The sequence below is a fragment of the Paenibacillus macerans genome (assembly GCF_050565405.1).
Taxonomy (GTDB): Bacteria; Bacillota; Bacilli; order Paenibacillales; family Paenibacillaceae; genus Fontibacillus; species Fontibacillus macerans_B.
This window is the reverse complement of sequence record NZ_JBNYYG010000011.1, coordinates 1-17,203: the sequence shown is the minus strand read 5'-3', so window position 1 is coordinate 17,203 and position 17,203 is coordinate 1. Positions and strand designations below refer to the sequence as shown.

18 protein-coding genes and 1 pseudogene are annotated in these 17,203 nt (G+C 54.5%); 1 reads left to right on the top strand and 18 read right to left on the bottom strand.

Going from position 1 to position 17,203, the window contains the following annotated elements:
* Positions 1-258: 258 nt before the first annotated feature.
* The 5 genes from ACQ4N8_RS09535 to ACQ4N8_RS09515 all read right to left on the bottom strand — a co-directional run bounded on the left by ACQ4N8_RS09535 (position 259) and on the right by ACQ4N8_RS09515 (position 2,863).
* Positions 259-663, bottom strand: coding sequence for a FixH family protein (locus tag ACQ4N8_RS09535; RefSeq protein WP_430704118.1), 405 nt, complete (start codon positions 661-663; stop codon positions 259-261).
* Between the two features lie 64 nt (positions 664-727).
* Entirely contained in the window at positions 728-1,525 is a 798-nt protein-coding gene (locus ACQ4N8_RS09530; RefSeq protein ID WP_430704117.1) for an HAD family hydrolase, read from the bottom strand.
* Positions 1,526-1,563: 38 nt separating this feature from the next.
* Positions 1,564-2,100: a hypothetical protein gene (locus ACQ4N8_RS09525; RefSeq protein ID WP_430704116.1), complete on the bottom strand. Its 537-nt coding sequence runs from the start codon at positions 2,098-2,100 to the stop codon at positions 1,564-1,566.
* Positions 2,101-2,113: 13 nt separating this feature from the next.
* Positions 2,114-2,287 (bottom strand): DUF896 domain-containing protein, encoded by a 174-nt coding sequence (locus tag ACQ4N8_RS09520; RefSeq protein ID WP_430704115.1) that lies wholly within the window; start codon positions 2,285-2,287, stop codon positions 2,114-2,116.
* Positions 2,288-2,572: 285 nt separating this feature from the next.
* Positions 2,573-2,863, bottom strand: a complete 291-nt coding sequence (locus ACQ4N8_RS09515) for a LysM peptidoglycan-binding domain-containing protein (RefSeq protein WP_430704114.1) — start codon at positions 2,861-2,863, stop codon at positions 2,573-2,575.
* Positions 2,864-3,130: 267 nt separating this feature from the next.
* Here ACQ4N8_RS09515 and lexA point away from each other — a divergent pair, with 267 nt between their 5' ends.
* Positions 3,131-3,757, top strand: coding sequence for a transcriptional repressor LexA (gene lexA, locus ACQ4N8_RS09510; protein ID WP_430704113.1), 627 nt, complete (start codon positions 3,131-3,133; stop codon positions 3,755-3,757).
* Between the two features lie 102 nt (positions 3,758-3,859).
* Here lexA and ACQ4N8_RS09505 read toward each other — a convergent pair whose 3' ends face one another.
* The 13 genes and pseudogenes from ACQ4N8_RS09505 to ACQ4N8_RS09445 all read right to left on the bottom strand — a co-directional run.
* Positions 3,860-4,012: a hypothetical protein gene (locus ACQ4N8_RS09505; RefSeq protein ID WP_430704112.1), complete on the bottom strand. Its 153-nt coding sequence runs from the start codon at positions 4,010-4,012 to the stop codon at positions 3,860-3,862.
* A 158-nt stretch (positions 4,013-4,170) separates the two neighbouring features.
* Positions 4,171-5,526 carry a type I glutamate--ammonia ligase gene (gene glnA / locus ACQ4N8_RS09500; RefSeq protein WP_430704111.1) on the bottom strand — a complete coding sequence of 452 codons (1,356 nt, stop codon included), beginning with the start codon at positions 5,524-5,526 and terminating at the stop codon, positions 4,171-4,173.
* Between the two features lie 5 nt (positions 5,527-5,531).
* Positions 5,532-5,945: a MerR family transcriptional regulator gene (locus ACQ4N8_RS09495; RefSeq protein WP_430704110.1), complete on the bottom strand. Its 414-nt coding sequence runs from the start codon at positions 5,943-5,945 to the stop codon at positions 5,532-5,534.
* Between the two features lie 82 nt (positions 5,946-6,027).
* Entirely contained in the window at positions 6,028-7,281 is a 1,254-nt protein-coding gene (locus ACQ4N8_RS09490; RefSeq protein ID WP_430704109.1) for an aminotransferase class I/II-fold pyridoxal phosphate-dependent enzyme, read from the bottom strand.
* A gap of 27 nt (positions 7,282-7,308) precedes the next feature.
* Positions 7,309-8,625 carry a GTPase HflX gene (hflX, locus tag ACQ4N8_RS09485; protein ID WP_430704108.1) on the bottom strand — a complete coding sequence of 439 codons (1,317 nt, stop codon included), beginning with the start codon at positions 8,623-8,625 and terminating at the stop codon, positions 7,309-7,311.
* Between the two features lie 303 nt (positions 8,626-8,928).
* Entirely contained in the window at positions 8,929-9,909 is a 981-nt protein-coding gene (locus ACQ4N8_RS09480; protein WP_430704107.1) for an AAA family ATPase, read from the bottom strand.
* 157 nt (positions 9,910-10,066) lie between these two features.
* Positions 10,067-10,747 (bottom strand): YdcF family protein, encoded by a 681-nt coding sequence (locus ACQ4N8_RS09475; RefSeq protein WP_430704106.1) that lies wholly within the window; start codon positions 10,745-10,747, stop codon positions 10,067-10,069.
* A 5-nt stretch (positions 10,748-10,752) separates the two neighbouring features.
* On the bottom strand, positions 10,753-11,313 hold the full coding sequence (locus ACQ4N8_RS09470; protein ID WP_430704105.1) for a DUF402 domain-containing protein: 561 nt from the start codon (positions 11,311-11,313) through the stop codon (positions 10,753-10,755).
* A gap of 147 nt (positions 11,314-11,460) precedes the next feature.
* Entirely contained in the window at positions 11,461-14,067 is a 2,607-nt protein-coding gene (locus ACQ4N8_RS09465; protein ID WP_430704104.1) for a PBP1A family penicillin-binding protein, read from the bottom strand.
* Between the two features lie 285 nt (positions 14,068-14,352).
* The gene (gene hfq, locus ACQ4N8_RS09460) at positions 14,353-14,592 is read right to left on the bottom strand and encodes an RNA chaperone Hfq (protein ID WP_430704103.1); all 240 of its coding nucleotides are present in this window, start codon (positions 14,590-14,592) and stop codon (positions 14,353-14,355) included.
* Positions 14,593-14,616: 24 nt separating this feature from the next.
* Entirely contained in the window at positions 14,617-15,591 is a 975-nt protein-coding gene (gene miaA, locus ACQ4N8_RS09455) for a tRNA (adenosine(37)-N6)-dimethylallyltransferase MiaA (RefSeq protein WP_430704102.1), read from the bottom strand.
* Positions 15,578-16,360, bottom strand: coding sequence for a class I SAM-dependent methyltransferase (locus ACQ4N8_RS09450; protein ID WP_430704101.1), 783 nt, complete (start codon positions 16,358-16,360; stop codon positions 15,578-15,580). The genes miaA and ACQ4N8_RS09450 overlap by 14 nt, the downstream gene beginning before the upstream one ends.
* Before the next feature lie 25 nt (positions 16,361-16,385).
* A pseudogene (locus tag ACQ4N8_RS09445) lies at positions 16,386-17,203 on the bottom strand (DNA mismatch repair endonuclease MutL); the annotation flags it as partial.

Below are 17,203 nucleotides of genomic sequence, written 5' to 3'. Positions count from 1 at the left end.
GGAAAGAGAATTTATGAATTACATACCGAGATGAACCACGTTTTAAATGTAGTATTCCAATGGTTGAAATAAGATTTAAAAACACGAACGAAATGGTCATGCACGCTGATAAAGTTCGGAAATTTCCGATCCATTCCAAAGCGACTTAAGATAGGACCGCTAGAGTATGGTATGGCCGCTCGCCCCCCCCAAAGTTAAACCAAAAAGCTGCATGTCCCATTGCGAGGGCACGCAGCTTTATCGATTATTATAACCGGTTCACTCCACCGTAAACGGCTTGGACGGCATGGAATGCTGATCGCGGGCTGTGACGTGGGAAATCACTTCGTACGTTCCCGGCTCGTCAAACTTGTGCTCCAGCACGTAGGTGCCGTCACCGGCGCTTTTGACCTTCACTTTACTGTGTTCGGCTGTTTCGTCCGCAATATTCCAAAATTCGAACATGACCTCTTGCGCATCGTCCACGTTTTCGCCCTGATGGGTAACTTTGGCGGTGAACGTCACCGGGCTGCCGCTTGGCACCGTTGTGGGCATTACCTCCAGGACAACCTTGATCGGTTCCAGCGGCACGTCATGGGTGGCAGTCGTTTCACTGCGGCCGCAGCCGCCGAGTGCGGCAATCGCCAGTACGAAAACGGCAACGAGCCAATCTTTTCCCTTCATTACCAAATAGCCCTCCCTCCGCGGCGCATCGGCCGGAAATTCGCGACTTAGTGCGGGTATAAGCTTAACCTAGCCGAGCCAATAAGCTATGCAGCTCGGATAAATGGGCAATTTCATAATCCGGCACGATCTCATCGCTGCGCGTTTTGCCGTCGCGATTGACCCAAACGGCCGTCATGCCGACGCTAAGCGCTCCTTTGATGTCGGTTGTCAGTTTATCGCCGACCATGATGCCTTCGCTTGGCTCGATATCCAGGAGCTCCAGGGCATGCCGGAAGATGGACGGATCCGGTTTGCCTTTACCGAATTTGCCGGAGATGACGATCTCATCGAAATAAGGCGATAACTCAGGCACTCCGTCCAGCTTCTCCTGCTGCAGGGCTGGGCAGCCGTTCGTCAGCAGCAGCAGCTTCACGTTGCCTTGCAGTTCCTTAAGCACCTGAAATGTTTCTTCGTACACATGGGGGCGCGAGCGGCGTTCGCGGGCGAACTGCTCTGCCAATTCCCCGGCCAGCGACTCATCGTCGATGCCCACGGCCTGTAGCCCCCGTAGCCAGGATTCCTTGCGATACACGGGGGCAAGCTGCTCCAATAGGCGAAACTCCGGTTGTTCGCCGGATGCAAACGTCGCCCACAACCCTTCGAACGGATTGATTCCAATCATCGTCGTAAAAGGGTAAGTCTCATACGATTCGTACAACCCCCTGGCTTCCCGGCGGACGGCTTCTTCCAGCTTCTCCGGGTCGAGCCCGTTCGCTTTCCGCGCTGCGTTCTCGCAAGTGGCCGCAAAAGATTCTCTCACGCTTCGCTCATCCCAGAGCAACGTATCGTCCAGGTCAAAACATACCGCTTTGATCGTCATCGTCCCCGCCCTCTCCATTCGTCTCAAATTTTGAAGCTTTATTCTTTTTCCAATTTCACTTGATGGGTATACGCATACGTTTCGAGCCGGGTAGCCATCGCTTCAATATCAAAGCGGTTGCGCATCCGGTAGAACACCCATTTAGGTTCTCTGCTCTTGGGTTCGATCACGATTTTGCTGCGGCTGATGCGGATTTTGCTAATGTTGCCGGCATCGAGCATTTTATCCCGATTGAACTTCGATGTGTACAGCCAGCTCTTGTTCACGCGCAAATATGGCTTGCGGAGAAAAATCGCCAACGCCAACACCATATACAAGATGATGGTCGCCCAATACAATATGGAGTTCACTTCCTCCGGATTGCCTATGATCCCCACGCTGGCATACAACAAGGCCAGTAAAAAGAGTGCAGCGGGCAAAATGATGTTGCGTCCCTTGAAGGTATCACCGTCGCCGTTGGCGCCAAGTGTAGCCCGAGGGTTTTTGCTGCCTTGCCCCCGACCCACATTCGGGCCTTTTCCTTTCTTATTCATTCTGATTTGATTCCGCTCTACTTTCCGATCAAACGAAGCCATGCCTGTTCCTCCCCTATTTATCTACAATCTCGATCGATTCGAGCTGCTGACGAAAATTTTTGCGGACATTTTGCAGATACGTCTCCCGAAGCTGGGCTCTTTCCAGCATCTCGTCCTGCGTCAACCCGTCCGATTTAGCCTTGCGGGCCAGTTCGTTAATCCGCTTTACCAAAGCATCGATATCCATAAATTCCTCCTGCTTCATCTTTTAGAGGTCGTTCAAAAAGCCTCTCGTCCCTAGCTTCATCCAACCTTCTCGGTGCTGATAAGCCGACTTTTTGAACACGCACTTACGCTCACACTATGCAACCTGAATTCCTAGTAAACCCCTGCAGGGCGGAACAAGCCTTGCACAGGGCATTAATTCTTACTTTGACATGAGAAAAAGAGCTTGTCAAGGCGGCGGAGATTTCCGTCGTTGATCCTCGGACAAGCTCTTAAGCTCATATTAAATAAAGGTACCGGCTCGGGCTTATTTGGCGGGCAGCACTAAAGTCTCCCCTGCCTGAATCGCGCTTGCGCTCAGCCCGTTCGCCCGCATCAGCTTCTGAACGTAAACCCGCGTATCCTGTCCCTTCGGCTTATTGGCGACCGCGATTTCCCACAGGGTATCGCCGGGCATCACAACCACGTACGCCTGCTGCAATGGTTGTGTCTTATCTTCGGAGGACGCGGCGAATGCCGTCACCATGCCGGTGCAGGTTACGCTTAAAATGACCAGCAATACGACGATTTTGGAGAAACGGCTCTGTAACGCGTTCATATGTAATCTTCTCCCGGCAGGATGACGAAAAGAAGGTTTATCGTAGATGCTTTGATAGGTACCATACTTTAACATTTCACATCACTCCAAACAAATGTTCTTATTGATGTTTTCAATATAACACGAACACTTGTTTGATTCAATACTTTTTCGAACGGTTGTTCCTGTTTTTTTGTTCGCGGCTCGATTTTAGAACTAATGTTTGTACGAACGGCAGTTCTATGTTATAATTTTTCCAAACCTTACTAAATGGGGATGATCCGAACAATGTCAAAGGTATCAAGTAGGCAGCAGGCCATTCTTGAATTCATACGTAATGAAGTACGCGCCAAGGGCTACCCCCCTTCGGTTCGGGAAATCGGCGAAGCCGTCGGTCTAGCCTCCAGTTCTACCGTACACGGTCACCTGGACCGGTTGGAGAAGAAGGGTTTTATCCGCCGCGACCCTACGAAGCCGCGGGCCATCGAGCTGCTCGGCCAAGAAGAGTCGGAGAGCTACAATTTGTTTTCGCATACCGTCGCTCGCGTTCCCGTCGTCGGGAAAGTAACCGCAGGCGTACCGATTACGGCGACGGAGAATATCGAGGATTACTTCCCGCTGCCGCAACATTATGCGGGAGACGGAGAGATCTTTATGCTTTCCGTTGTCGGCGACAGCATGATCGAAGCCGGAATACATAGCGGGGATTACGTGATCGTCCGCCAACAGCAGACGGCCAACAACGGAGATATCGTCGTCGCCATGACGGAAGACGACGAGGCGACGGTCAAGACTTTTTACAAAGAGAAAGACCACATCCGCCTGCAACCCGAGAATTCAACCATGGAACCTTTACGCTTGAAGCACGTGAGCATTCTTGGCAAAGTCGTCGGCCTATTCCGTGACTTGCACTGATTACCTTCCGTAACTCCATAGCTGCTTAAGCAAACAGGACGAAGCGTGATTTTCTCACTAACTTCGTCCTGTTTGTTTGGGCTTTCCAAGACAGCATCTTCATTAATCCCATTTGAGATCCGGGAACTTCATGGTGTTGTAGCCGGTTTTTTCCCGACGCCCGCGGGTGCCCCAACCAAATCCGGCGCGCTCCGATATCCACCACTGCTTCATGCGGTACCGCCGACGTTGGTATCTTTTCAATTCGGTTACCATCTCATTCAGCCTCCTTATCATTTTATAAGGTGTCCATATCTGAATAAATCATGGCGTTTTCAGGAATCCAAAATATCCCACACCGGACGGGTACGACGCAAAAAAACCGCAGGGCCGGAGAACTCTCCGTCGCGCCTGCGGCTTTTGCTGTTGCTAGCTTAGTACAAAGTCATGTATTGATCGCGTTCCCACGGATGTACTTGGGTGCGGAAGATGTCCCATTCGATTTCCTTCAGTTCGAAGAAATGGGTCAGGGCATGATCGCCCAACGCTTCGGTGATGATTTCACTGCGGAGCAGTTCGCCAAGCGCTTCCTTCAGATCGGATGGCAGGCTTGGAATGCCTTCTTCCACCCGCTCCTCTTCGGACATGACATAAATGTTCCGGTCCACCGGATCAACGAGCGGCAGCTCCTTTTTGATTCCGTCAAGGCCGGCTTTCAACATAACCGCCAAAGCCAGGTACGGATTCGCTGCCGGGTCCGGGTTGCGAACCTCGACGCGGGTGCTGAGCCCGCGGGAAGCCGGAATGCGGATCATCGGACTGCGGTTGCTCGAAGACCAAGCCACGTAGCATGGCGCTTCGTAACCGGGTACGAGACGTTTGTAAGAATTGACCGTCGGATTCGTGATAGCCGCAAATGCGCGGGCATGCTTCAAAATGCCGGCCATATAGTAACGGGCTTCCTGGCTCAAGCCAAGCTCATCGCTTTCTTCATAGAACGCGTTGACGTCGCCTCTGAACAACGATTGGTGGCAGTGCATCCCCGAGCCGTTCACGCCGAACAACGGTTTCGGCATAAAGGTGGCATGCAGACCGTGCTGACGGGCAATCGTTTTGACGACCAGCTTGAACGTCTGGATTTGGTCGGCCGCTTTGATCGCATTGGCGTATTTGAAGTCGATCTCGTGTTGGCCGGGAGCCACTTCATGGTGGGAGGCTTCGATTTCAAAGCCCATTTCCTCCAACGTCAATACGATTTCGCGGCGGCAGTTCTCGCCAAGGTCCGTCGGCGCCAGGTCGAAGTATCCGCCTTGGTCGTTGAGTTCGGTCGTCGGATTGCCTTTTTCATCGGTTTTGAACAGGAAAAACTCCGGTTCCGGTCCCACGTTCATCGACGTATAGCCCATTTCTTCGGCTTCCTTCAGCACCCTTTTCAAAATCCCGCGCGGATCGCCGGCAAACGGCGTGCCGTCAGGCATGTAGACGTCGCAAATCAGGCGCGCGACGCGATCCTCGGTGACCCAAGGGAAGATCACCCAGGTATCCAGATCCGGGAACAGATACATATCGGATTCCTCAATGCGGACATAACCCTCGATGGAGGAACCGTCGAACATCATCTTGTTATCGAGCGCTTTTTCCAGCTGGCTGACGGGAATTTCCACGTTTTTGATCGTACCCAGCAAGTCCGTGAACTGCAAACGAATGAAACGAACGTTCTGTTCCTTGGCGATACGCAAAATGTCTTCTTTGGTGTAACTTGTATAGCTCACGATAACCTCTCCCAACATTCAAATTATTTTTTGAAAAAACGGGACAACTCGCCCTGAATCAAAGAAACTTGACCCGGCTTATTGCTCCCTGTGACCAACTGCTGCTTCAGCATGCGGTAGAGCTGGGAATCCGTCATTTCCTTGCGCTTCTCTTCCGTGTCCTTCGTAATGACCGTCGCTTCTTGCGATTCCCGGGTCATCGGATTCATCACTTGCTTGATGCCCGCGATATTGACGCCCTTGTCGATGAGCCCTTTGATCTCTAGCAAACGCTCTACGTCATTGAAAGAAAACATACGCTGGTTTCCCGAAGTACGGGCGGGCACGATCAATTCATGCTGCTCGTAATATCTAATTTGTCTTGCCGTTAAATCCGTAAGTTTCATAACGATACCAATAGGAAACAAGGCCATATTTCTGCGAATTTCGTCACTCATCGCTCTCAACCTTCCAGTTTAATTATCATGACCTTATGATATGTGAGTTATCCTAACATGTCAATAGATATGTTAGGATAACTCACAACAAGTTACGGTCCTTCATAGTCTGCAGCGCGGTGAGAAGGCCGAATTTCACATGAGAATACGTTAATCCGCCTTGCATATACGCGATATACGGCGCGCGGATCGGTGCATCGGCGGACAACTCCAGGCTACCGCCTTGGATAAAGGTGCCGGCGGCCATGATCACCGGATGCTCATATCCCGGCATATCCCATGCTTCCGGTACGACGTGCCCGTCTACCGCAGCCGCCCTCTGAATGCCCTGAACGAACGCAATCAGCTGCTCAGGGCCGCTGAACGAGATCGCCTGGATCAAATCCGTCCGTTTGTCTTGCCAACCGGGCCGGCTCTGAAATCCGGCGCGTTCAAACAATGCCGCAGCCAGTACGCTGCCTTTCACCGCTTGTCCTACGATCGTCGGCGCCAAGAACAAGCCCTGATAGATTCCCCGGGTCGTCCCCAGCATGGCCCCGACTTCGCCTCCGATTCCGGGTGCGGTCAACCGATAGGAAGCCAGCTTGACCATTTCCTCGCGTCCGCATATATATCCCCCGGTTTCGGCCAAACCGCCTCCAGGATTTTTGATCAGGGAACCGGCAATCAAATCCGCCCCGACCTCCGTCGGCTCCCGCTCCTCGGTGAATTCGCCGTAGCAATTGTCGACGAACACGAGGACATCCGGCTTTATCGCTTTCACCAGCTGCACCATCTCGCCGATTTGCGCAACGGAGAAAGAATCCCTCCAGTCATACCCCCGCGAACGTTGAATGCCGATCACCTTGGTCCTATCGGTAATTTTCGCCCTCACCGCCTCCCAGTCTACCGCTCCATCGGCCAGCAGCGCCACCTCGTTATAGGCAATGCCGAAATCCTGCAGCGAGCCGCTGCCGTCCCCCGGTTTACCTATCACTTTATGTAGTGTATCATATGGACGGCCCGTGATATAGAGCAGTTCGTCTCCCGGGCGCAAAACCCCGAACAAAGCCGTCGCAATAGTATGCGTGCCGGAGGCGAAATGAGGGCGCACCAGCGCCGCCTCAGCGCCGAATACATCGGCATATACGAGATCCAGCACCTCGCGTCCCCGGTCGTTATACGCATACCCCGTCGACCCGGCAAAATGGTAATCGCTCACCTGGTGGCGTTGAAAGGCTTCGATCACTTTCCACTGATTGAGATCAACGATCCGGTCGATCTCCCGAAACCGGCCTTCCGCTTGCTTTTCGGCTGCTTCCAGCCAATGTACGATTTCTTCCGAAAATACTACCATCGTTACGTTACCTCTCCCTTATGCTGATCATTCGCTTTTGGTGTCTTCGCTGAAGGCGTTCTGCTTCCGAACCGCAAAGGGAGCCAGCGGATAGCCGTACTTGACGAAATCCGCTTGGTTTACGTCGATCTCGTAAATCATGTCTTCCTCGTCCATTTGCTTGTCCACCACTTCCCCAACGCGATACAAAACAGGGGTCAGATCGCCGCGTTCGGCAGGAATCCGGAACGATTTCGTACCCCCCGACAGCTTTCGCTGAACGGCTTCGCGAATCGCCGCAAGATCCCGCTCGTCGAACGCGCTGATCTTTAGATACGCTTCGCCCGAAGGCAGCATCTGCAGCCTTTCGGGCGGACATATATCCTTTTTGTTAAACAAAGTGATTTGCGGTTTTCCCCCGGCCCCCAAATCATTCAGGATGCGATCGACTACCGCCATCTGTTCCTCGCGCATCGGCGAAGACGCGTCGACGACATGCAAAATCAGGTCTGCCTCATTTGCTTCCTCCAACGTCGCGCGGAAGGCGGCAATGAGGTCGTGCGGCAGGTTCTGAATGAACCCGACCGTATCGGTCAACACGACCTCTCTGCCGCCCGGAAGCGGCAGCACGCGAGTCGTCGGATCCAGGGTGGCGAACAGTTGGTTCTCGATATACACGTCCGCTGCCGTCAAAGCTTTCAGCAGCGTCGATTTGCCGGCGTTAGTGTAGCCGACCAGGGCAATCTGCACCACGCCGGTTTCCTTCCGGCGCGACCGATGCAGCTGGCGGTGCCGCGTAACCTCCTCCAGCTGGCGCTTCAGCTCGCCGATCCGGCGGCGGATATGCCGGCGGTCGGTTTCCAGCTTGCTTTCCCCCGGCCCCCGCGTCCCGATGCCGCCGCCGAGGCGGGACAAATTTTTCCCATGCCCGGCTAAACGCGGCAGCAAATAAGTCAGCTGCGCCAGTTCCACCTGGATGATGCCTTCCCGCGTCTTGGCCCGCTGAGCAAAAATGTCGAGGATCAATTGGGTACGATCGATGATTTTGGCATCCAGCAGTTCCTCGAGGTTGCGCACTTGCGCGCCCGATAGCTCCTGATCGAAAATGGCGGTATTCGCCCCCATTTCGTCGATCATCTTCCGAAGCTCGAGCACCTTCCCTTTGCCGACGAACCATCTCGGATCGGGTTTATCGCGGTTTTGCACGACCGTTTCGGCCACCTCGACCCCCGCCGTCTCCGCCAATTGGACCAACTCGGCCAAGGAATAGTCCGGGTCGACTCCGCTTTGCTTCGTGTCCGGGGTAATCAGGCTGACCAATACGGCTAGGTCCGGTTGTTGGTTACTAGTCTCATGCAACGACAATCACTGCTCCTTAAAAGTAATCAAAAAACACGGCTTTCCAGCACGATGCGGTTCCATGAAGCTTATTCGACGTCGAATCTTGAACTCAGCCGGGCCCTCCGCTACTCACGTAGGATTACCTACGTTCCGCTGCTCTGTCCCTAATCTTCATCCAACCTTCTCGGTGCTGAAAACCCGATTTTTTGATCTTTATTGGATTCGGTAATCAAAAAACACGGCTTTCCAGCACGATGCGGTTCCATGAAGCTTAGTCGACGTCGAATCTTGAACTCAGCCGGGCCCTCCGCTGCTCTGTCCCTGATTCTACGGCTTTTTGTCGAGCTTCAAATCTTCGGTACGGATCGTCATTAACTCCAGCTTGCCCGGAGAACCGCCGCCGTATTGGCTTAGCAGCCGGACCGCCTGTTGGCGGACGGATCGCTCGATCACGTTGCGGACATACCGGGCGTTGCTGAACACGTGCTCGCTTTCGCACTTCTCCCGCAGCAAATGCTGCTTTAATTTGAGTATCGCCTGCGGCATCAGGATATAGTCGCGTTCCTTGGCCATACCTTCGGCGATTTGAATCAATTGATCGATCGAATAGTCGGGGAAATCCATCTGGATCGGAAAACGGGACGGCAGCCCCGGATTGGTGGATAGAAAAAAGTCCATTTCATCGGAGTACCCGGCGAGGATGAGAATAAACTGGTTTTTCTGATCCTCCATCGCTTTGACCAACGTATCGATCGCTTCCTTGCCGAAGTCCTTCTCGCCGCCGCGGGCCAAGCTGTACGCTTCGTCGATGAACAAAATGCCGCCCAGCGCCTTCTTGACCAGATCGCGCGTCTTTTGCGCCGTATGACCGATGTATTCGCCTACCAAATCGGCCCGTTCCACTTCAATCAAATGCCCTTTGCTAAGCACGCCCATCCGCTGAAACATCTTGGCGACGATACGCGCTACCGTCGTTTTGCCGGTCCCCGGGTTGCCCTTGAACACCATATGATAGACCTGCGAGCCGGACAGCAGCCCCGCCTCCGAGCGCATCGAAGCGATTTGCAGAAGCGCATATATCTCGTACATTAACTCTTTGATATGATCCAAGCCGATCAGATGATCCAATTCCTTTTGAATTTCGGCAAAAAGGCCCTGCTGCGGCAAACTTTTTGCCGAGGGTTGCGGTTCGCTATCGGGAACCGTCTGCGAGACGACCGGCGGTTCGGTATTGCGAAGAATCACGTTGATTTGCCGCGACGGTCTCTCCTCGGGGGAGCCGCTTCTAGCCATGACGCGCCCAGACATAGAGTTATCACCTCTTTACAAAGGTAATCAAAAAAATTCGGGTGCTGAAAACCCGATGTTTTTGATCTTATTAAGGGGATAGGGCTGAAAAAGAAAGCCATCATCAAAACACACTTTTAAATGTATTCTCTCTCCCCGTCCTTTATTAGAAGTTTTATCATTCCAGGCCAAGGGCCAAAGCAAGCTGGTCCAGCTTCCATTTGGAATACGCCAGAATTTCCCGGAACGTATTCGGAATCGGCTTCAACACCTCCGATTTCTTCAAGGAAAGCTTGGGATCCGCGTAATTGAGCGATTTCGCGATTTCCAGCGACCGGTTGCCGTGATAGGTGTGGGTGATGATAAGCGCGGACGTCAAGCCCCGCTCGTTCATGATAGCCTGACTGAATTTTAAATTTTCATAGGTGCTGGTAGCTTTGTTCTCCAGGAGCATCTTGTCCCGCGGAACCCCGTGTTGCTCCAGATAAATCGCCATGCCCTCCGCTTCGGTAAAATTCGATTTTGGCGTGTCCAGGCCGCCGGTTAACAAAAACAGCTTGAATTTGCCCGATTCGTAGTCCTGCAAGCTTTGCTCCAACCGTTCCCGAAGTCCCGGGCTGGGAGCGTCTCCCCACATCGCCGCCCCCAGGACGATGCCGACGTCGGCCGGCTGCGCCAGCTCCGTGACGACGGACGGATTTCGTTCGATGCTCCCGATTTGCGCAAGCGCAAACAGCATCCAGCCCAAGCCCAGCAGGACGAGGATGGATGCCCAGCGAAACAAACGCTTCCGTATGCCGGATCGTTTACGCCGCGGTTCTCCAAAATGGATCGTCCGATTCCGTTTGGCAAACACCATATTCCTTAACCTCCAGGTTGAAATGGCTCCGAAGTCATATACCCGGTACGAAAATGTCCCAGAGACAACTGAAAGTAAGGAAAACGTTGCTCCTTAATGGCATGAAGCAGTTCCTGGGCGGTCTCCGTAGCCAAATCAAAATCTTTTACCGTAATAAGGCCTTTGGTCAACGCTTCATCGAGCTCGTCTTCATCCAGCAGAAACACCTCGCGGTTCTTCAGCACAACGATGTCCAAATACAAATCATCAAACCAGGGAACTCCCTGATCCGTAATCCCTTGCGTCTTGCAAATATCGATGTACCATTCCACGATCTCGCCTTGATCGTCAAACATCGCCGTGACCACGTAATGCGCCCCTTTGGGGTAGTACTGCAGCCAGGTGAATCCCTTGTCGGCGATACGGAACGTATGCGACCCGTACGTTTTCCATAGCGGGTCGCGCAAAGCGTAGATGCTGTACGAAGTGACATAACCCGTAAAAACGTCGTTCTCCACATACTTGGACTTGAATTGACGCTGGGTCACGCGGCGCCAATTCGCGCGGTCTCCGAATTTTCGCTTCATAAAATGTTCCCTTTCAACACAATGTACTACCAGCTTACCATATTTGAAAGAGAGTCACAAAAGTCATTTTAACGACGTAAAAAGAACCCTCAACACCGCGGTTTGCGGTACTGAGGGTCCCTATCCGTGTTATCCGATCACAAAATTTTAGCCGCCTATGCCCTGGCTCCCATCCGTCGTACCGGCCGGAACGTTGCTGCCGTTTCCGGCTCCGTCGCCGTCTTCGATCGGCGGGGTCACGGTTCCTCCGCTGCCGTCATCCTCGTCCATCGGCGGAAGCTCCGTGTCATTCCCGGCGCCGTTTCCTTGGCCGTTCCCATTGTTGCCGCCGTTTCCGTTGCCATTGCCTTGGCCGTTGCCGTTTCCTTGGCCATTGCCCGGCAGAGTACCTGAACCGCCGCCTCCATTTTGCCCGTCGTCGCCAGGGAATCCGGGATTAGTCGGATCAACCGGGGTACCGCCGTTGCCCGGATCCGATGGTTCATTGTCCGGAGGCGGCTCCGCAGCATCGATCATCACCTGGGCGTTGTTGGACGGTTCGCTTTCGGTGTCGTTCACCGGATCATAAGCCGTAATATAGTAGACATATCCCGTACCCGGCGTGACGCCGATATCCTCCGCCTGCGCCACGACGGAATCCATGATATGGGTGAAATCCTTCTCGGAAGCTTCCCTGCGGTAGATTCGATACACCGCATCGGTCTGCTCGACGCCGCTCCAGCTCAGCGATACGCTTCCCGTATCCGCGTTATAGGACGCGCTTAATCCGGTCGGCGCCGCGGTCGGGGTTTCGTCTGCCGGCTTCTCGTCCTGCAGGTTTTGCGGAACCGGGAACTGCTTCACCGGCACGCCTTTGAGCGCCTCTTTCATGACTGCGGCGAACAAAGCGGCCGTTTGGCCACTGCTGCCGTTCAGCAGATGGTCCTTATCGGCTTTGTCATATCCCATCCATACTGCGCCCGTCCATTCCGGCGTATAGCCGACGAACCAGACGTCGCGGTTTTTGCTGCTCTTCAGTCCCGGGATCCCGTGCTGGGTCGTCCCCGTCTTGCCGGCAACCGGACGATCCAGCTTGGCCCGTTTCCCGGTCCCGTCGTTAACGACATTTTGCATCATCGAAGTCATATAATAAGCGGTCTGCTCGCTGAGAACGCGCTTCGGCTTCGGTGCTTTGTATTTGTATTTCTCGACGCCGTCATGATCGACGATCGATTTGATGGAATAGGGCGGATTATACGACCCGCCATTGGCAAACACGCTAAACGCGCCGGCCATTTCCAGCGTATTCGTGCCGTAAGTCAGACCGCCGAGGGCAATTGCCAGGTTACGGTCGTCCTTGTCCATGGTGATGCCCATTTCCTTGGCGTACTTCACGCCGGTGCCCACCCCAACCTCATTTAGCAGCCAGACGGCCGGGATATTCTCCGACTTCGTCAAGGCATCCGTCAGGTTGATCGTGTGAGAATACCCGTGCAGGTTCGTCGGACAATACTCGCCGAAGCATTGCTTCTCGTTGCTGATCTGCGAATTCGGCGCGAATTTCCCCGACTCCAGCGCCGGCGCGTAGGAGACGATCGGCTTGAACGCCGACCCCGGCTGCCGGCGGCTATCCAGCCGGCTGAAGCCCTTGCGCTGGTAATCGCGGCCCCCGAGCAAAGCGACGAGGCTGCCGTTCTCATGGTTCATGATGACCATGGACGCCTGTACCTGCTGGTCATCCTTGCTTTTTTCGAAGAACTCGTCGTTGGCGAACGCCTTTTCCAGCGCTTTTTGCGCTTGCGCATCCATCGTCGTGTAGATTTTATAGCCGCCGCGGTTCAATTCGTCTTCCGTCATCCCGAATTTCTCCTCGGCTTCTTCCACGACGTAATCCTTGAAGGCCAGATAGTTTTGGTTTTTCTCCGGCGGCTCGTAATCGTAATCCACCGCTTTGGCTTCGTCCCGCTCCTCCGCCGTAATGTAGCCCTCCTGATACATCAGGTCGAGCACGACGGCGCGCCGTTCTTTGGAGAGGTCCGGATTTTTGAGCGGATTGTATCTCGAAGGCGCTTTGGGCATCGCCGCCAACGTGGCGATTTCCCAAATGTCGAGCTGGTTCAAATCGCTTTTGCCGAAATAACGGATCGAAGCCGCTTTGATCCCGTATACCGTACCGCCGAAAGGAATCCGGTTCAAATATAACGTTATAATTTCATCTTTCGTGTTGTGGCGCTCCAGCGCCATGGCAATCGACATTTCCGTCGCTTTGCGGAAGAAGGTTTTGTCCGCGCTCAGGAAAATATTTTTGGCGAGCTGCTGCGTAATCGTACTGCCGCCCTCGACCAGGGAGCGGGCTACGATATCCTTGACCGCCGCCCGGCCGATCGACCATAAATCGACGCCGTTATGCTCCATGAAACGTTTATCTTCGGTGGCGACGAAAGCTTCTTTGAGCAGCTTCGGGATCTGGTCCGATTCCACCGGCTCGCTTTTGTCGATGGAGAGTTCTCCCATCAATACCCCGGCTCGGTCATAAACTTTCGTCGTTTCGTACACCGTCAGCTTATCCTTGTTTTCCGTCAGGATCTTCTCCCCGCTGACCGTGATGTACATGTAACCGGCGATCGCGCAGAATATCGCAAACGCAATCGTGAAAAACGAAGTCCAGAGGACTCTCTTGGCCGTCAGCCTTCTCTTTTTGGGTCCTTTCGGCGATTTTCCGTGTTTGTCCGTTTTGCTGCTTCTCTGCAGTCTTGAAGGACTTTTGCTAGCCATGGTTTTTCTGACTCCCTTCCTGCCAGTCTGCCTTAAAAGGTGGTTCAAAAAGTCATCTTCCCATCACGAAGTAGAACCACGAAGAGGGATTTCGGCATCGAATCTTGAATTCATCCCTTCTTGGTGCTGAAAAGCTGACTTTTTGAACTTTCATTTAACCTTCATCTAAGGGTTGATGCACTCGCAAAAAGTGCCCGGAAAGAGAAAGAACAACCTTTGCTCAGGTTGCTCCGTTCCCCATCCTATACCTTTAACGTATCGAAATCAAAAAAGTTTCAAACCGGCTTACTCCTCGTTTTGCGATTCCTGCATCAGCGAGACGTTGCGCTGCGGCTGGAACGTCGAAATCGCGTGCTTGTACACCATTTGTTGGCGGCCGTCGCTGTCGATCACGATGGTAAAGTTGTCAAATGCCTTGATCGTTCCCCGGATTTGAAAGCCGTTCGTTAAAAATACGGTGACCGGAATGCTCTCTTTTCGCAATTGGTTCAAAAATGTATCCTGGATGTTAATGGTCTTATTCATAGCCGTACCCCCAATAGGAATCAATTAGTGTTCTGAATTATATTCAAGATCTTCGGGAAACTTTCCTGCTATTATAGCATGGGCCGCCGCCAAAATCCCGGAAAAATTTTCTCCGTCGCCCACGTCGATCCATTGGATATCCTGCATGTGGCGGAACCAGGAGAGCTGTCTTTTGGCAAAACGACGCGTGTCCCTTTTCAATTTGTCCACGGCCTCCTGAAGCGGAAGCCCATCCTCCAGGTGTTCGGCGATTTCTTTGTAACCGAGACCCTGCATGGAGACCAGGTCGCGGGTATATCCTTGGCGGAGAAGTCCGCGCACCTCCTCTACGAGCCCCAGCCGCAGCATCTCGTCGATTCGCCGTTCAATACGGTTATAAAGCATTTGACGGTCCATTGTCAAACCGATCAAGCAAAGCTCGTAGGGAGATTGCCTGGTTTGCCGGTCCAGTTGATCCGACAGCGTCGTTCCCGTCAGATGGTAGATTTCCAACGCCCGCACGACCCTGCGAACGTCGTTCGGATGCAGCCGGCCTGCGGACTTCGGGTCGACCGCCGCGAGTTTGGCATGCAGCGCCTCCGCTCCGTTCTCCTCCGCAAAGGCCAGCTCGCGGGTTCGAAACGCCTCGTCCGCACCCGCTTCCGTAAATTGGAATTCGTAGCAGACCGATTCGACGTACAGCCCCGTGCCTCCAACGATAAAGGGAAGATGCCCCCGTTCTCGGATCTCCGGAATCAGCTTGCGGCACCATTCCTGAAACAACGCCACGGAAAATGGCGTGCCGGGATCCAGCACATCGATCAAATGATGGGGAACGCCGTCCATTTCCTCGGCCGTAATTTTGGCCGTCCCGATGTCCATTCCCCGGTACACCTGCATGGAATCGCCGGAGATGATTTCGCAGGACAACCTTCGGGCCAGCTCAATGCTGAGTTTCGTTTTGCCGACCGCCGTCGGTCCGACCAGCACCAGCAGCTTCGGTTTTTCATTCATGGTCAAGCGAAATCACTCCGTAGGCAATTTTGGTATGGGAGCGGACGCTCGCGGCGAAACCGAGGCGATCGAATTCGCCGCTGCCGCGCTGCTCCTTCAGAACGACCGACTTTCGGGCTACCCGGCAAGCCTCCTTCACCGCGTCCGGGTGCAGACGGTTCGGGTTGGCGAACGCCCGCAGCGGCGAGATCGAAGAGGATTCCTGGATCGGGTCGCGAAACATCGGGTCAAAGTATACGATATCCGCGCTGTCGTCGGGCATGGCCCGCAGCGCGTCCAAATGATGGGCATGCAGCGTCTCGATGCGGCGCATCGCCTCGTCGAATGCCGGCAGACCGGAAACGTAATGGCCCAGCCCCTCATGCAGGAGCGCCCACAGCGGAAGCGAATCCTCCAGCGCCAGGACTTTGCCCTGCGCGCCGGCGGCGATCGCAAACACCATGGCGTCCGAGCCGAGGCCGGCCGTCCCGTCGATGATGACATCCCCGGGAGCGGCCTTCGCCGCCTCAAGCATGGCATCGCTTTCGCCTTTGAACAAGCGCTTCGCACGGACGAAGGCCATGCTCGGGTGAAAGGCCATCGGCTCTTGGCCCGTGCGGTGCAGCCGGGCTCCCTGCTCCAATACGACCAGAATGTCGCCGTCCCCGTGGCGTTCCGCCAGCCGGGGCAACGCCGTCCGGTTGCGCGGAACGTAAGGCGCGCCAGCCAACCCCGCCAACTCGCGCGCCCGCTTTACCGCAACGGGTGTCTCGTGGTCTCCCGTAGTAATTAACATGATGAATTCCTCCAGTTTGCTGCCGTTACATCACCCGTTTAAAGAGCTTCTCCAAATCGTAAGTGGAGAACGACACGATAATCGGTCGTCCGTGCGGGCACGTGTACGGCTGTTTGCAGGCGGCCAGCCGATGGATCAGCGTGTTCGCCTCCTCCGGCGTCAGCTTCTGATTGGCTTTGATGGACGCCTTGCAGGATACCATCGTCGACGAGGCCTCGCGCAGCTTGGCAAGGTCGATCGCGCGTTCGCTGAGCACCCATTCGGCCATTTCCTCGATGATCGCCGTCTCCTCCCCTTGCGGGAACCAATACGGATGGGCGATGACGCGGAAAGTGCCGCCGCCGAAATGCTCGAGAACGACGCCGGCCTGCTCGAACCAATGCAGGCGTTCCTGCAGCTTGTCGGCGTCCGAGGGCGTGAATTCCAGCGTGATCGGCAGCAGCAGCTCCTGCGAGGCATCGGCCGGATGCCCGAATTTCTCATAATAATATTCGTAATTGACCCGCTCGTGCGCGGCGTGCTGGTCGATCAGATACAAACCCTGCTCGTTCTGGGCGATCAGGTACGTGCCGTGATGCTGTCCGATCAAGGACAGCTCGGGAAACGCCGGAAGCTCCGGCGGCGCCGCAGGCGTGCCGTACAGCGCTTCCGGCATCTCCTGCAGCCGCGCCGCCGGCAGCGGCTGCTGCGAGGCTGCGCCGCCGGCGTGATACGCGGCGGCGCTTTGGCCAAGCCCGCTAGGCGGCTTGGCCACGGGCTTGATTGGACCGGCTTCATCACCGGGGTGAAGCTGGCCGAAGGCGGGCATCGTTTCTGCGTGCCCGAAAGCTTGACCCCCGGATC

What these genes read in the sequence shown, in the direction of transcription:
- ACQ4N8_RS09535 (WP_430704118.1), bottom strand. Translation starts at nt 663, where the DNA reads ATGAAGGGAAAAGATTGGCTCGTTGCCGTTTTCGTACTGGCGATTGCC.
- ACQ4N8_RS09530 (WP_430704117.1), bottom strand. Translation starts at nt 1,525, where the DNA reads ATGACGATCAAAGCGGTATGTTTTGACCTGGACGATACGTTGCTCTGG.
- ACQ4N8_RS09525 (WP_430704116.1), bottom strand. Translation starts at nt 2,100, where the DNA reads ATGGCTTCGTTTGATCGGAAAGTAGAGCGGAATCAAATCAGAATGAAT.
- ACQ4N8_RS09520 (WP_430704115.1), bottom strand. Translation starts at nt 2,287, where the DNA reads ATGGATATCGATGCTTTGGTAAAGCGGATTAACGAACTGGCCCGCAAG.
- ACQ4N8_RS09515 (WP_430704114.1), bottom strand. Translation starts at nt 2,863, where the DNA reads ATGAACGCGTTACAGAGCCGTTTCTCCAAAATCGTCGTATTGCTGGTC.
- lexA (WP_430704113.1), top strand. Translation starts at nt 3,131, where the DNA reads ATGTCAAAGGTATCAAGTAGGCAGCAGGCCATTCTTGAATTCATACGT.
- ACQ4N8_RS09505 (WP_430704112.1), bottom strand. Translation starts at nt 4,012, where the DNA reads ATGGTAACCGAATTGAAAAGATACCAACGTCGGCGGTACCGCATGAAG.
- glnA (WP_430704111.1), bottom strand. Translation starts at nt 5,526, where the DNA reads ATGTTGGGAGAGGTTATCGTGAGCTATACAAGTTACACCAAAGAAGAC.
- ACQ4N8_RS09495 (WP_430704110.1), bottom strand. Translation starts at nt 5,945, where the DNA reads ATGAGTGACGAAATTCGCAGAAATATGGCCTTGTTTCCTATTGGTATC.
- ACQ4N8_RS09490 (WP_430704109.1), bottom strand. Translation starts at nt 7,281, where the DNA reads ATGGTAGTATTTTCGGAAGAAATCGTACATTGGCTGGAAGCAGCCGAA.
- ACQ4N8_RS09480 (WP_430704107.1), bottom strand. Translation starts at nt 9,909, where the DNA reads ATGTCTGGGCGCGTCATGGCTAGAAGCGGCTCCCCCGAGGAGAGACCG.
- ACQ4N8_RS09475 (WP_430704106.1), bottom strand. Translation starts at nt 10,747, where the DNA reads ATGGTGTTTGCCAAACGGAATCGGACGATCCATTTTGGAGAACCGCGG.
- ACQ4N8_RS09470 (WP_430704105.1), bottom strand. Translation starts at nt 11,313, where the DNA reads ATGAAGCGAAAATTCGGAGACCGCGCGAATTGGCGCCGCGTGACCCAG.
- ACQ4N8_RS09465 (WP_430704104.1), bottom strand. Translation starts at nt 14,067, where the DNA reads ATGGCTAGCAAAAGTCCTTCAAGACTGCAGAGAAGCAGCAAAACGGAC.
- hfq (WP_430704103.1), bottom strand. Translation starts at nt 14,592, where the DNA reads ATGAATAAGACCATTAACATCCAGGATACATTTTTGAACCAATTGCGA.
- ACQ4N8_RS09450 (WP_430704101.1), bottom strand. Translation starts at nt 16,360, where the DNA reads ATGTTAATTACTACGGGAGACCACGAGACACCCGTTGCGGTAAAGCGG.